This is a genomic window from Halofilum ochraceum (assembly GCF_001614315.2).
In the GTDB taxonomy this organism is placed as follows: Bacteria; Pseudomonadota; Gammaproteobacteria; order XJ16; family Halofilaceae; genus Halofilum; species Halofilum ochraceum.
Genome location: NZ_LVEG02000004.1, coordinates 176882 through 190416, shown reverse-complemented (window position 1 = coordinate 190416; position 13535 = coordinate 176882). Strand labels below are relative to the sequence as shown.

Below are 13535 nucleotides of genomic sequence, written 5' to 3'. Positions count from 1 at the left end.
CCGGTTACAGCGACCGATGCGGGTGGATTCCGATCGTTGCCCGCGTTCGGGGGACTCTCTACCTGCATCAATCCGATCTTCGGGGTCGTGCATGCGCTCCGGGTACTTGCGGCGTGCGCTAGCATTACGTAACCCGGAGCGTTGGCGGTCGGCAATGGACCCGAAACAGCTGCAGCAGACACTCGAGCGGATCGATGGCCGTGGTTACAAGGCGTACCACGATATCGCGGGCGTGCACGAGTTCCCGCGCTTCACGCTGTCCGTCGATCATGTTCAGGCGGACCCGTTCGCCGCCCCGTCACGGGTGCGGGCGTTCGTGCCCTGGGCCCGCGCCGCCATTCCGGCCAGCGCTCGGGACGGCAAGGCCCGCGAACGCGCCGCGCGCGACTTCATCGCCCGGAGTTTCCGGGCAGCGGCGGCGTCGATCGAGGAGATCGGGATCGACGCCGGCGCCCAGAGCGTGCTCGAGCGCACCGCCTGCCTGTTCACCGAGCACGGCGTCGAGCTGCGTTTCCGCGTGCAGTTGCCGGCCAACGGCCGGCGTATCCGCGGCAAACGCGCCCGCGATCTGCTCTGCCGATACCTCCCTGACTGCGTGCGCGCCGCGGCCGAATACGAATGCCTCGACGGCGACCGGCTGGAAGGGCATTGCGCGACCGTCGAGGACCAGTGCGCGCTGCGCGACCAGCTGGCCGACAACGGGCTGGTCGCTTTCGTCGGCGAGGGCGCGATGCTTCCGCGCCGAAGCGGGATCGACGATCGCCCCCTGAAGGACGGGATCGCCTTTGCGGCACCAGCCGAACGGCAAGTCACGCTGCGGGTGCCGAACGCCGGCCCGGTCACCGGCATGGGCATCCCCCGCGGGATTACACTGATCGTGGGTGGCGGCTTCCATGGCAAGTCCACCCTGCTCACGGCGCTCGAACTCGGCGTGTACGACCATATCCCCGGCGACGGCCGCGAGCGCGTCGTGGCCGACCCGGCCGCGGTCAAGATCCGGGCCGAGGATGGCCGCCCGGTCGCCGGCGCCGACCTGTCGCCGTTCATCAAAAATCTGCCCTACGGCAAGTCGACCACGGCGTTCAGCACGGAGCTCGCCTCCGGATCCACGAGCCAGGCGGCGGCACTGCAGGAGGCGCTCGAGGCCGGCGCCAACACGCTGCTGGTCGACGAGGACACCTCCGCGACCAATTTCATGATCCGCGATGAGCGCATGCAGGCGCTCGTGGCCAAGGACCACGAACCGATCACCCCGTTTGTCGATCGGATCCGCCAGCTGCGCGACGAGCTGGGCGTATCGACCCTGCTGGTCATGGGCGGCTCGGGGGATTATTTCGACTGCGCCGACACCGTGATCGAGATGAACGCGTACCGGCCGTACGATGTCACGACGCGCGCCCACGCGATCGCCGCCGAACACGTGACCGGCCGGCGCGAGGAGCATGCCGGTCCGCTGGCCCGGCCGGCGACCCGCCGACTGGATCCGGGCTCCGTGAGCGCGGAAACGCGCAACGGCAAGCGGAAAATGCAGGCACGCGGACGCGATACGCTGGTCTTCGGCCGCGGCGATATCGATCTGCGCGCCGTCGAACAGATCGTCGACCCCTCGCAGGTACGCACGATCGGCCTGCTGCTGGCACAGCTGGGGGACGAATCCCACCGCGTCGATGACCCGCCTGCGTGGATCGCCGACCGACTCCTCGCGGGCTGGGAACGCATATCGAGGCATCCGGATGGCGACCTCGCGCTGCCCCGGACCGCCGAGGTGGTGGCCGCGCTCAGCCGCCTGCGCGGCGCACGCCTCGAACAGCCGGGCGACCCGGAGCACTGAGCCCCGGAACCCGGACTGCTATGCTTGGGTCCACGACCTGACCGAACCACCCGCTCGCCCGATGCCCCGCACCGTCGAATCCGCCGTGCTCGTACCGCTGTTCGCCGGCCCGGACGGGGCACTGCGACTCTTGCTGATCCGGCGCGTCGACCGTGGCGCTCACGCCGGTCAGATTGCGCTGCCGGGCGGCAAGCGGGAACCGGGTGACGCCACGCTGGCGGCGACAGCCATCCGCGAGACGGTCGAGGAAACGGGGACTGCGGCCGAGGGCATCACGCTGCTGGAATCCCTGCCGCCGGTCCACACATTCACGACCGGCTTCCGTATCCATCCGTTTCTCGCCCGCATCGAACGCCCCGCGTACTGGCGGCCGGAACCCGGCGAGGTGGAAGACATCATCGAACTGCCGGTGGCCGATCTGCTGCGCCCCGAAGCGCGGCGCCACGAACGTATCACCGCCCCCGGACTCCCCGACCGCGGCGAATGGCCGTGTCTGCGTGTGGGGCCGATCCGGATCTGGGGCGCGACGTGGCGGATTCTGGAACCACTGCTGCCAAGGCTCGCGGACCCGCCGTGGTCGTCGTAACGCCGGCGTACCGCTCCGACATCTGCTCGTGAACACCGCGTAACACCTTCTACAGGACCACTTCACCCGTGGCCTGCAGAATGCCTCCCATCGAACGACGGACGTACCGTGCGGTCGATGGCAATCAGGCAATCCCCTCCCCCATTCGAGCCGCATAACCTGCGGCTCTTTTTTTGACCGGGAATGGATGGCCATCCATGAACTGCACGTAACGCTACGGACAGGACCGGTTCACTCGGGCGCGGGCATAATCCCCGCCATCGAACGACGGACCATCCCCCCGTACGGTCGATAGCAATCAGGTAGGTCCCTCCCCCCCTGGAGCCGCACTCGCTGCGGCTCTTTTTTTGTACCCGCGTGGCAGTGACACCGTGCGGGATCGGATGAACATCCTGTAATACGCCGCACAGGACCCGTAAAGGTGATGGCCTTCAGGGTGGACGATCTTGCGACCGTCACAAGGGTCGCCTGACTACTGCACAGACCGAAGAAAACCACAGGGGAAATCGTATGAACAACGTGACTCGGCTCAACAGCGCCATCGCACTCGCGCTCCTGCTGGCGTTCGCGCCCGCGACCATGGTCAGCGCGGCCGACAGCGAGGGCTCCGCCCAGTCCGGAAACGCCAGTGGCCAGTCCGATGCCGCCGCCTCGAACGAGCCCGTGACGGAGGCGGATCTCGAGAAGTTCGCGGCCGCCTATGGCCAGCTGCAGACCGTTCGCGCCGAATACGGCCAGAAGATGCAGCAGGCGGAAGACAAGTCGAAGCAGCAGCAGCTGCGCAAGGAAGGGCAACAGGCAATGGTCAGCGCGATCCGCGACGAGGGCCTCGAGATCGCCGAGTACCGTCGGATCGGCAAGAAGCTGAACAACGACAAGGAACTGCGCTCGAAACTGCAGAGCATGATGCAGGAGAAGCGCGACAACTCCGGCTGAATCGCTGGCGGGATGGCGCCGCGGGGCCCCGCGGCGCCATCGGCGGGTGCGTGCATTCATCACACGGATTGGCTTGCACACCCGCGCAGGCCGTACGATGACGACCGGATCATCCGTTCCCGGAAGTCGATCATGGAACCTCTGCTCGCCCACCCGCGGCCGCCCGTGGCCGCCCTCTCGCTCACCCTGCCAACGTGTCCGGCGTTCACGCGTGCCGCTACCCGCGCGCGACACGGGTAACGGAACCGATATGGTGCAGGCGCAGGTCAGCAGGGAGATTGAACGGCCGCTCACGACCGTCTTCGAGTTCGTCGCCGTCGAGTTCTTCGACAACTATCCGCGCTGGTCGCCCGAGGTGCGCGAGCTTGAACCACTCGACGGCAACGCGGTACAAGCGGGCATGCGGGCGCGACAGGTCCGCATGGACCGCGGCCGGCGCAGCGAAACCGTGTTCCGCGTCACGAAAATGGAACCGTATCGGCGTGTCCGCTTCGAGGGCGTCGACCGGCCGGCCTTCGTCATCGAGTACGTGTTCGAGCCGCTGGGGCCCGCGCGCTGCCGCCTCGACTTCACCTTCGAGCTGCAGCGGCTGGAGATGTACATGCGGCCATTCGAGCGCCTGATCCGCAAGGCTGTCCATGAGGGCAGCGAAAACGCGGTCACCAATATCAAACAGCTGATCGAGCGCGAGCGCTGAATACTCTGCCGCTGCGATGCAGGGCGCATGATGAACAACCGGTAATACCGCGGACAGGCCGCGGAAAGCGCCACGCTGGACAATGGCCTGTATGCGAAACGCCCTTTTTGACTGACAACACGGGAGATTTTCGAGGATGCGGACGCAAATTCCGATGCTCACTCCGGCCATACTTGGTGTGGCCCTTCTCCTCGGCGCCACGGCACCCGCGAGCGCCGCAGACCGGGTGCCCGATTTCACGCAGATCGTGGAGACCAACCGCAGCGCGGTCGTGCACATTGCGACCACCCAGACCGTCGAGCGGGGGTCGGGCAATCTGCCCGAAGGCCTGATGGAACGTCTGCCTCCGGACAGCCCTTTCCGCGAGTTCTTCGAGCGCTTTGAGCGCGGCGGGCCGGAACAGCAGCGCGAACGCAGTTCGCTCGGTTCCGGCTTCGTCATCTCCGAAGACGGCTATGTGCTTACCAACGCGCACGTGGTCAACGAGGCCGACCAGATCATCGTAAAAATGGACGACCGCCAGGAATACGAGGCGGAGGTCGTGGGCGTGGACAAGCCCAGCGACGTGGCCCTGCTCAAGATCGACGCCGAAGGACTGGATACGGTCGAGCTCGGGGACTCCGAGGAACTCAATGTCGGGCAATGGGTGCTGGCGATCGGTTCGCCCTTCGGCCTCGAGCACACGGCCACGCAGGGGATCGTCAGCGCGCTCAACCGCAATCTGCCCAATGACACCTATACGCCCTTTATCCAGACCGATGTGGCGGTCAACCCCGGCAACTCGGGCGGTCCGCTGTTCAACGGCGAGGGCGAGGTGATCGGCATCAACTCGCAGATCTTCAGCCGTTCAGGTGGTTACATGGGCCTTTCTTTCGCCGTGCCGATCAACACGGCGATGGACGTCGTCGAGCAGTTGAAGGAGCACGGTCGGGTCGAGCGTGGCTATCTCGGCGTGAATATCCAGCCCATCGATCGCGGCCTCGCCGAGTCGTTCAGCCTCGACAAGCCGATCGGGGCGCTGGTCTCCGAGACCGTTCCGGATAGCCCCGCCGCCCGGGCCGGTCTGAAGGCCGGCGACGTGATCCTCGAGTTCGACGGTCAGGAGGTCGCGGAGGCGGCCGACCTGCCGCCGATGGTCGGGCGGACCCCCGCGGGCGAAACGGTCGAGGTGGTCGTCCTGCGTGACGGCGAGCGTAAGACCATCGAGGTCGAACTCGGCGAACTGTCGGAGTACGACGAGGACGCTGAACCGTCCGGTAACGACGGCGACGGTGCGGAAGAATCGTCACTCAATGTCGCCGTGCGCGAACTGACCCAGGAGGAGCGCCAGGAACTCGGCCTGCGCGGCCGCGGTCTGCTGGTGCAGCGCGTCGGCGCCGGTCCGATCGCCGAGGCCGGCATCCGGCCGGGCGACATCCTGCTGCGGCTGGGACGCGAGGAACTGACCAGCGTCGAGCAGCTCAAGGAGACGGTCAAGTCGCTGCCCCGCGACCAGCCCGTCGCGGTGCAGATCCGCCGCGGCGATAACACGCTTTTCGTGTCGCTGACGCTGCCGACGAAGGATTGAGGAATCCCGCGGTGGCATACACGGGCCTGGCCGTCCGAGCTCCGGACGGCCTTTTTTGTCCCGCGCCGGTGGCCGCTGTTGCGCCGGCCACCGCGGTGTTGCAGTACACTGTCGCGATACCTTTTGCAGGCGGAAACCGATGCGCATTCTGGTAATTGAAGACGAGGCGGAGGTCGCAGCGTACCTCTCCAAGGGGCTGCGCGAACACGGCTACACGGTCGAACAGGCCAGCGATGGCAAGGACGGCCTGTTTCTCGCGCTCTACGAAGAGTTCGACGCGATGATCGTCGATCGCATGCTGCCCAATGTCGATGGCCTGTCGATCATCCGCTCGGTCCGCCAGGCCAATATCTCGACCCCCGTACTCATCCTGTCGGCGCTCGGGCAGGTTGACGATCGCGTCGCCGGCCTGCGCGAAGGCAGCGACGACTATCTCGTCAAACCGTTTTCCTTCTCCGAACTGATCGCCCGGCTCGAGGCCCTGCTGCGCCGCCCGTCCCCGGCCGGCAGCCAGACCCGCCTGGTCGTGGGCGAGCTCGAGATGGACCTGCTGGGCCGGACCGTGCATCGTGGCCAGGACACGATCGAACTCAAGCCACGCGAATTCTCGTTGCTGGAGTACCTGATGCGTCACGCCGGTCAGGTCGTCACCCGGACCATGCTGCTGGAACACGTCTGGGACTACCACTTCGATCCACAGACGAACGTGATCGACGTCCATATCAGCCGTCTGCGCCAGAAGATCGACCGCGGATACGAGCACGAAATGCTGCAGACCGTGCGCGGCGCGGGTTACACCCTGCGGGCCCCTGATTAGCCGACGCGCCCTGGCTGCGGTACCGAGGCCCTGCGGCACCACGCAGGCTCACCCGTTCCGAACCGTTTCACCCGCCAGTAGACAGGGAATGCGCCGCCACAGCGCGCGGATCGTGGCGCCTGGATCATGATGAGCATGCAGATCAGACCGCTACTCAAGAGCGCCACCTTCCGGCTGGCGGCACTGTATACGCTGCTGTTTACGGTATCGGTCGTCGGTCTGCTGGGATTCGTGCACTACGCGACCGCCGGCTACCTGTCGCGGCAAACGGACGCGGCGATCGCCACGGAAGTGGCGGAACTCGCCAACCGCTACCGCAACGGCGGCACCGGCGCGCTGGCGCGCGAGATCAGCAACAAGTCGGCAGCCAACATCGGCGGCCAGTCGGTGTACCTGTTGACCGACAACGAAATGAACCCGATCGCCGGGAACATCAGCCGCTGGCCGGACCCGATTGCGCCGGATGCCTCCGGCTGGCTCGAATTCCAGCTCGATTCCGGCACCAGCGCCGCCTACCCGGTCCGCGCGCGCGCCTTCACGCTCGGCAATGGACTGCACCTGCTGGTGGGCCGCAATGTCGTCGCGCAGCGCTCTTTCCAGCGCCTGATCGCGGGCGCCTCCGCGTGGGGACTCGGCATCGCCGTGGCGCTGGCGATCGGCGGCGGCTTCATCACCAGCCGGATGCTCGCGCGGCGGCTGCAGCGGATCAACCAAACCGCGCACGAAGTGATGGCCGGCGAGCTCCAGCAGCGGGTGCCGATCCGCGGCGCGGACGACGCCTTCGATCGGCTCAGCCTGAACCTGAACCGCATGCTGGACCAGATCCAGGATCTGATGGACGGCGTGCGACAGGTCTCGGACAACATTGCGCATGACCTGCGCACGCCGCTCACGCGGCTACGCTGGCGCCTGGAGCGCCTGCAGGCGGGCGACGACCCCGATGGCACCCTGCTGGATCAGGCGATCGCTGATGCGGACAGCCTGCTGACCACCTTCCACGCGCTGCTGCGGATCGCCGAGGTCGAGTCCGGTAGCCGCCGGCGCTTCGGCCGCATCGACCTGAGCGATCTGATCAGCGATGTCGGCGAACTCTACGAACCCGTCGCGGCCGCGCATGAGCAGGAGCTCGCGGTCGAGCCTGGCGATCACATCCGGACTCTGGGGGACCGTGACCTGCTGTTCCAGGCGCTGACCAACCTGGTCGACAACGCCGTGAAATATGCCCCCTCGGGCGGTCGCATCGAACTCGCAGCCCGGGATACCGAAGCGGGACCGGAACTCGTGGTGGCCGACAGCGGGCCGGGCGTGCCGGCGGAGGAGCGCGAAAACGTGCTGGAACGCTTCGTGCGCCTGGAGACGCACCGCCGCTCACCGGGCAGTGGCCTCGGGCTCAGCCTCGTGGCGGCTGTCGCCAAGCTGCACAGCGGCGATCTGCTGCTAGAGGACAATGAGCCGGGACTGCGGGTGCGGATGACGCTGCGAACGGAAGATCCCGCCTGATGCGGCCGCCGGTCAATCCCCGGCGGGGACGATCCGCCCGAGACCGCTCAGCGCCTGGCGCACCGATTCCAGACCCAGGCGACCGCGCCAGTCCGGCGGCCGGTCGATCGCACAGGTCAGGTCATCGACCTGGGGCTGTTCTTCGGAATGCAAACGCAGTTCAAGATACCAGGTGAGATGACCGAGCCCGCCGCCACCCGGGTGCATCCCCGCGAGTGTCGGGACTGTCCCCGCCACCCGCAGGCCACGCAGCGGTGAGGTTCCGGCACGTGCACCCGAGCGGGCTGCTTCCACCCGGAAGCGCCCAGGCTTGATCGCCTGCTGCAGAGGCTCGTCCCCATCTTCGCGCAGACCCAGGCTGCACCAGGGAGCGAAGCGATTGCGATCGTGATAACGCGTGACCCGCCCGGCCTGGAAATGGACCCGTGCGTCATCGGTGGGCAGCAGCATCCCTTCCTCGAGCACGAGGACCGAACCGGGCGCGATCGGCGTGTCCGTGCGCGAACCGGGAGTCCCCGGCGACGCGCAACCGGCGCCGACCAGCAAAGCCGTCAGCACGGCGATTGCGGACGGTCGGGTACGAAACGACGGCATCATACCCCGATCATAGCGTGCCGCAGCGGCAAATGCCGGCGCCCTTACCGTGCTCGCATCACCCTGACTGCTGCAGCCCGTGGGCAATGCCGTTGACCGTCGACAGCAGGGAACGGAAGAGTGCGTCGTCCTCGCGTCCGGCGGCGCGCCAGCGCGCGAGCAGGTCGACCTGGACCAGGCTCATCGGGTCCATGTACGGATTGCGCAGGCCGATCGAGCGCTTCAGCGCCGGCTCGTCGTCGAGTAGATGGCTGTTGCCCTTCAGGCGCAGGATGAGGTCGACGCTCCGGTTGTACTCGGACTGGATCTCGTCGAACACCGCCCGGCTGTTCTCCGGCGCGAGTTCCGCATACCAGGCGCCGATGCCCAGATCGACCTTGGCCAGCACCATCTCGGTGTCGTTGACCACGTTCGCCAGGAACGGCCAGTCCGAGAGCATCTCCGCGACCGCATCCTCGCCCCAACGGTCGATTGCGGCCTGCAGGCCGGAGCCGAGGCCGAACCAGCCCGGCAGGACCTGGCGGCTCTGGGTCCAGGCGAACACCCAAGGGATGGCCCGGAGGTTCTCGATGCGCTGATCGGCCTTGCGCGCCGATGGCCGCGAGCCGATCGCCATGCGCTCGATCACGTCGATGGGCGTGGCGTGGCGGAAGTACTCGAGGAAGCGCTCGTCCTCGTAGACCAGACCGCGGTAGGCCGCGCGACTGGCGCGGGCGATCTCGGTCATCATGCGCGTCCACTCCTCCTCGCGCGAATCGAGCGGGCGCGGTGCCCCGGTCGCCTGGAGCACCGGCGCGAGGCTGGTCTCCAGGGTCCGCATGGCGGTCGAGCGCACGCCGTACTTGGTGTGGATGACCTCGCCCTGCTCAGTCACACGCAGGCGCCCGCGCACGGAACCGCGCGGCGCCGAGCGGATCGCCCGGTGGATGCGTCCGCCGCCGCGGCTGGTGGTCCCGCCGCGGCCGTGGAAAAACGTCAGGTCAACACCAAACCGGTCGGCCACATCGACGAGATCGGTCTGCGCGCACTGCAGCGCCCAGCGCGAGGCGACCAGGCCGCCGTCCTTGCTGGAATCGGAGTAACCGACCATGACGACCTGGCGGTCACCACGCGCGGCCAGATGGTCGCGGTAATTCGGGTCGGCGAGCATCTGCTCCATGATCTCCGGCCCGGCCTCGAGATCGCCGACCGTCTCGAACAGCGGGGCGACATCGAGATCGACACGGCCATCCCGCGTGGTCAATCCGGCCCAGCGCGCGAGCAGCAGCAGCGTCAGCAGATCATCCCGCCCCTGGGTCATGCTGATGATGTAACAGCCGATCGCCCGCGGGCCGTAGCGTTCGCGCAGTTCGGCCATGGCACGGAAGACGTCGAACGTCTTCGTGCTCTGTTCGTCGGTCACCGGCTCCGGATCGCGGCCCTCGGCCAGCGCACGCTCGAGCACGGCCGTGCGCTCAGCGGCGTCGCGTTCCGCCCACTGCTCGTCGCCGAGACAGCGGCCCATGACCGCGCGGTGCACGCGCGCGTCCTGGCGGACATCGACCGTCGCCAGATGGAACCCAAAGGTCTCGGCGCGACGCAGGAGGCGCTGCACGCTGAACATGCCGGCATGCTCGCCGCGGTTGTTGCGCAGGCTGTCGGCCATCGCGCGGACATCGCCAATGAACTCGTCCGGCGTGGCATAGCCGTTGTCCTCGTCATTGACGGTGGCCTGCAGGCGCGCCGACATCAGGTGACAGAGTTCGCGGTAGGGCATGTTGCGATGGCGCGGCGGGATCCGTTTCGCCGCCGCGGGGAAGCGCTCCATGTAATCCGCGACCCGGTCGGTGACGGCGGCATCCACCCCGATCCGCGAGGTCGACTGCGACAGGCGCCGGGCCAGCTGCGTGAACTCGCTGCGGTAGCGCGCGAGGATGCTGGTGCGCTGCTGATGCAGGGCGTTGCGCAGGGTCTCGGCATCGACGTTGGGGTTACCGTCCATGTCGCCGCCGACCCAGGAGGCGAACCGCAGCAGGGTCGGCAGTTCGATCTGCTCGGCGTCGTCGCCGAACACATGCTCCAGCGCGTTCTCCACCTCTTCGAAGAAGGGCGGCACGATGCGGTAGATGATATCCGTGAGGTAGAACAGCACATGCTCGAGCTCGTCCGCGACGCTCGGGCGCAGGCTGGGGTGTTCCTCGGTCTGGAAGGCCGAGGTGACTTCGGAGCGCACGACATTGAGCGCCACCCGATCTTCCGCCGGCGTCATCGACGGATCGAGGCGATCGGTCAGGGCCCGGATGATGCGCTGCTGTTTCTCCAGGATCGTCCGGCGCGTCGCCTCGGTCGGGTGCGCCGTGAAGACCGGCTCAATCAGCACGTCATCGAGCAGTTTCTGCAGCCCTTCGCGGTCGAAGCCGGCGGCGCGCAGATCCTCGAAGGCCTGCTGCAGCCCCTCGATCTCCGGTGACTCGCCCCGGACCTGGCGCTCCCGCAGGCGCCGGATACGATGGACCTCTTCGGCCAGGTTGACGACCTGGAAGAGGGTCGCGAAGGCCCGCACCAGCTCACCGGCGTCCGCCGCCGACAGGGTGTGCAGGCGCTGGCGCAGATCGTCCGCCGCGTCGGCTTCGCCGCGGCGGCGACGGATGGCAGCGCGGCGGACCGCCTCGACGTTCTCGAAGAACGCGGCACCCAACTGTTCGTGGATGATCTCGCCAACGAGGTTGCCCAACTGACGGACATCCTTGCGCAGGGGCGCGTCCTCGGGTGCGGCGGCCTGTTGGTCACGCGAATCGGGTGCGGCTACCACGGCAATCTCCTGGGCGATGCAATCGCGGGGGCCCGTAGGGGCGAGGCCCGGCCTTTTACTGTACCGTTTTGTAGCCTGTCAATGTGCTCCCGGCCATATTTCGCCCTGAGACAACGGCTTTGCCATAATGGGTCGCATTCGGGCATGAGGCGCGGGCCCCCGCACCTGTCTTTCCGATCCAGGGCCGCATAGGCCAGGAGGCAAAATGAAGACCAGCACCGCCGCCGCGGCCATCGCCACGGCCCTGCTCACGGCCCCCGTCGGATCCGCCCTCGCGGACAAGACCACCGGCGAATTCCCCGCCTGCGGCAAGCCCTTCTGGCTCGAGGCTATGCTCGAATTCCAGGACAACGGCAGTACCCAGCGCTACGACCGCTGGATCAATCACGGCAAGTGCATCCAGCTGCGGGAAGGCCTGGAGGTCGAGATCGTGCGCTACTACGGGGATGCCAAGAGCAAACGCGTGGAATTCGAGATCAACGGCTACCGGTTCTTCACCGTGCGCAAGGCGATCGCCCGATCGCTGTAAGCGCCGTGGCCGGAGTGTCCCTCAGCTGAACCACCCGGCGAGGGTCAGCAGGGCGAGCGCGGCGAGCCACAGCACGCCGGTGCGCAAGGCCAGCCGGCGCGCCCCGTCGGCAGCTGCCGCCGGGTGCTGGGAACGCCGCTCGCCATCGCTGCCGGGCGCATTCCGCTCGAGTTCATCGTCCCCACGCAGCGCGCCGGTGCCGGTGTTGATCAGCAACCACTGGTTGGCCGTCAGCAGATCGGAGGCCGCCGCCGTGGTCGCACGCATGCGCCCGAGCGCGTGCTCGAAACTGCCCGTCATCGCGTAACCGAACGCCATCAGGTGCGCGGGGATCCAGCCCAGAACGCCAAGCACGTGGCGCAACGCACGATGGAGCGCGGGCCGGGCCACGATGCCCGGCGCCGGCTGCAGCGCCGCCTCGGCGGCCATCCGGTAGAGCACCGCACCGGCCGGCCCCAGCAGGCAGAACCAGAACACCGTGGCGAAAACGTGGTCGTGCGCACGCACCAGCACCGCCTCGACCATGCAGCGCCCCTCCTCCTGCACGGTATCCGGCACGTGGTCGCCGGTGAAACGCTCGTAGAACCAGTTACTGCGCTCGGTATCGTCCGCGCGCCGGGCCTCGATATAGTCCTCCAGCACGTCCGAGACATCGAGCGGCCCCAGCGTCAACAGCAGCACCGCCACGCCAAGCGCGATACCGACGAGGCCATAGAGCCAGCCGCCCACGGCCCATTGCACCGCGAGCATCAGCACCGCCGGCGGTACGACGACCACAAGCGCGGCGAGCACGCCGGACCGATCCGCCGGCAGGCGCGTGGCAATGGTCTCCGCTACCGGGCCGAACCACCGGGACGCCCGGCTTTCCCGGTGCATCTCCGTGATCCGGTCGATAAACAGACCTATGAGGACGGTAATCAGCGTCATCCCGCAGAACTCCCCGCAATGCGCCCTTCGGCTCCCAGCAGCCGATCAAGACGACGCCAGTCGAAGGCCGGGCCGGGATCCGTCTTGCGCCCCGGCGCCACGTCGCAGTGTCCCGCGAGACACCGTGGATCGAATCGAGGATAAGCGGTGGCGAGCGCGGTCACAACTCCCGCCAGACGCTCGTATTGCACTGCCTCGTACGCCAGGTGATCCGTGCCCTCCAGTTCAATCCCGATCGCAAAATCATTGCAGGCCTCCCGCGTGCCCCAGCAGGAGCGCCCGGCATGCCAGGCGCGCTCGTGGAACGGCACATACTGCACCAACTCGCCATCGCGGCGGATCAGCATATGCGCGGAGACCCGAAGGTCGGCGATCTCCCGGAAATACGGATGCGCATCGGGATCCAGCGTATTGGTGAACAGGCGATCGATCGCGTCGCCCCCGAATTCCCCCGGCGGCAGGCTGATGCCATGGATGACCGCCAGCGTCAGGTCCCGCGAATCGGGCCGGACATCGCGGTTCGGCGAGGGGCATTGACGGGCCGCATCGAGCAGCCCGGTAGCGGGATCGACGTGCATGGCCGGATTCCGGATATTCATTGAAGGGAATAGTGAACCGATCCCCCGCACCTGACAACGAATCACTTCGCTCAAGTCGAGCCGGGTCGACCAGGATGTCCCGGGGCGAGCGCGACACCTGTACCATGTCGCCTCGGCGTCGCACGCGGGCCGCATCCGGCCATCCGGGCCCGTTGCCCACA

12 protein-coding genes are annotated in these 13535 nt (G+C 67.4%); 8 read left to right on the top strand and 4 right to left on the bottom strand.

Annotated elements, in window-relative coordinates; genetic code table 11:
* Positions 1-154 precede the first annotated feature (154 nt).
* The 7 genes from A0W70_RS04950 to A0W70_RS04920 all read left to right on the top strand — a co-directional run bounded on the left by A0W70_RS04950 (position 155) and on the right by A0W70_RS04920 (position 7934).
* Entirely contained in the window at positions 155-1831 is a 1677-nt protein-coding gene (locus A0W70_RS04950; RefSeq protein ID WP_067561060.1) for an ABC-ATPase domain-containing protein, read from the top strand.
* 61 nt (positions 1832-1892) lie between these two features.
* Positions 1893-2417 carry an NUDIX hydrolase gene (locus A0W70_RS04945; RefSeq protein WP_067561058.1) on the top strand — a complete coding sequence of 175 codons (525 nt, stop codon included), beginning with the start codon at positions 1893-1895 and terminating at the stop codon, positions 2415-2417.
* Positions 2418-2927: 510 nt separating this feature from the next.
* Positions 2928-3353, top strand: a complete 426-nt coding sequence (locus tag A0W70_RS04940; protein WP_067561056.1) for a DUF4168 domain-containing protein — start codon at positions 2928-2930, stop codon at positions 3351-3353.
* 250 nt (positions 3354-3603) lie between these two features.
* Positions 3604-4050: an SRPBCC family protein gene (locus A0W70_RS04935; protein ID WP_067561054.1), complete on the top strand. Its 447-nt coding sequence runs from the start codon at positions 3604-3606 to the stop codon at positions 4048-4050.
* A gap of 136 nt (positions 4051-4186) precedes the next feature.
* Positions 4187-5617, top strand: a complete 1431-nt coding sequence (locus tag A0W70_RS04930; RefSeq protein ID WP_217495389.1) for a DegQ family serine endoprotease — start codon at positions 4187-4189, stop codon at positions 5615-5617.
* A 139-nt stretch (positions 5618-5756) separates the two neighbouring features.
* A complete protein-coding gene (locus A0W70_RS04925) occupies positions 5757-6434 on the top strand; it encodes a response regulator transcription factor (RefSeq protein WP_067561052.1) in 678 nt (225 codons plus the stop codon).
* A gap of 135 nt (positions 6435-6569) precedes the next feature.
* Complete coding sequence (locus tag A0W70_RS04920) at positions 6570-7934, top strand: sensor histidine kinase (protein ID WP_067561616.1); 1365 nt, start codon at positions 6570-6572, stop codon at positions 7932-7934.
* A 12-nt stretch (positions 7935-7946) separates the two neighbouring features.
* Here A0W70_RS04920 and A0W70_RS04915 read toward each other — a convergent pair whose 3' ends face one another.
* Together A0W70_RS04915 and ppc are read right to left on the bottom strand one after the other, a co-directional pair.
* Positions 7947-8492, bottom strand: a complete 546-nt coding sequence (locus tag A0W70_RS04915; RefSeq protein WP_139150726.1) for a hypothetical protein — start codon at positions 8490-8492, stop codon at positions 7947-7949.
* Positions 8493-8586: 94 nt separating this feature from the next.
* The gene (ppc, locus tag A0W70_RS04910) at positions 8587-11319 is read right to left on the bottom strand and encodes a phosphoenolpyruvate carboxylase (RefSeq protein WP_067561047.1); all 2733 of its coding nucleotides are present in this window, start codon (positions 11317-11319) and stop codon (positions 8587-8589) included.
* A 205-nt stretch (positions 11320-11524) separates the two neighbouring features.
* On the opposite strand from ppc, the gene A0W70_RS04905 reads away from it, so the two are divergent.
* The gene (locus A0W70_RS04905) at positions 11525-11848 is read left to right on the top strand and encodes a hypothetical protein (RefSeq protein WP_067561045.1); all 324 of its coding nucleotides are present in this window, start codon (positions 11525-11527) and stop codon (positions 11846-11848) included.
* 21 nt (positions 11849-11869) lie between these two features.
* On the opposite strand, the gene ampE is transcribed toward A0W70_RS04905, so the two are convergent.
* Positions 11870-12775 carry a regulatory signaling modulator protein AmpE gene (gene ampE, locus A0W70_RS04900; protein ID WP_067561043.1) on the bottom strand — a complete coding sequence of 302 codons (906 nt, stop codon included), beginning with the start codon at positions 12773-12775 and terminating at the stop codon, positions 11870-11872.
* The gene (gene ampD / locus A0W70_RS04895; protein WP_067561613.1) at positions 12772-13353 is read right to left on the bottom strand and encodes a 1,6-anhydro-N-acetylmuramyl-L-alanine amidase AmpD; all 582 of its coding nucleotides are present in this window, start codon (positions 13351-13353) and stop codon (positions 12772-12774) included. The genes ampE and ampD overlap by 4 nt, the downstream gene beginning before the upstream one ends.
* Between the last annotated feature and the right edge of the window lie 182 nt (positions 13354-13535).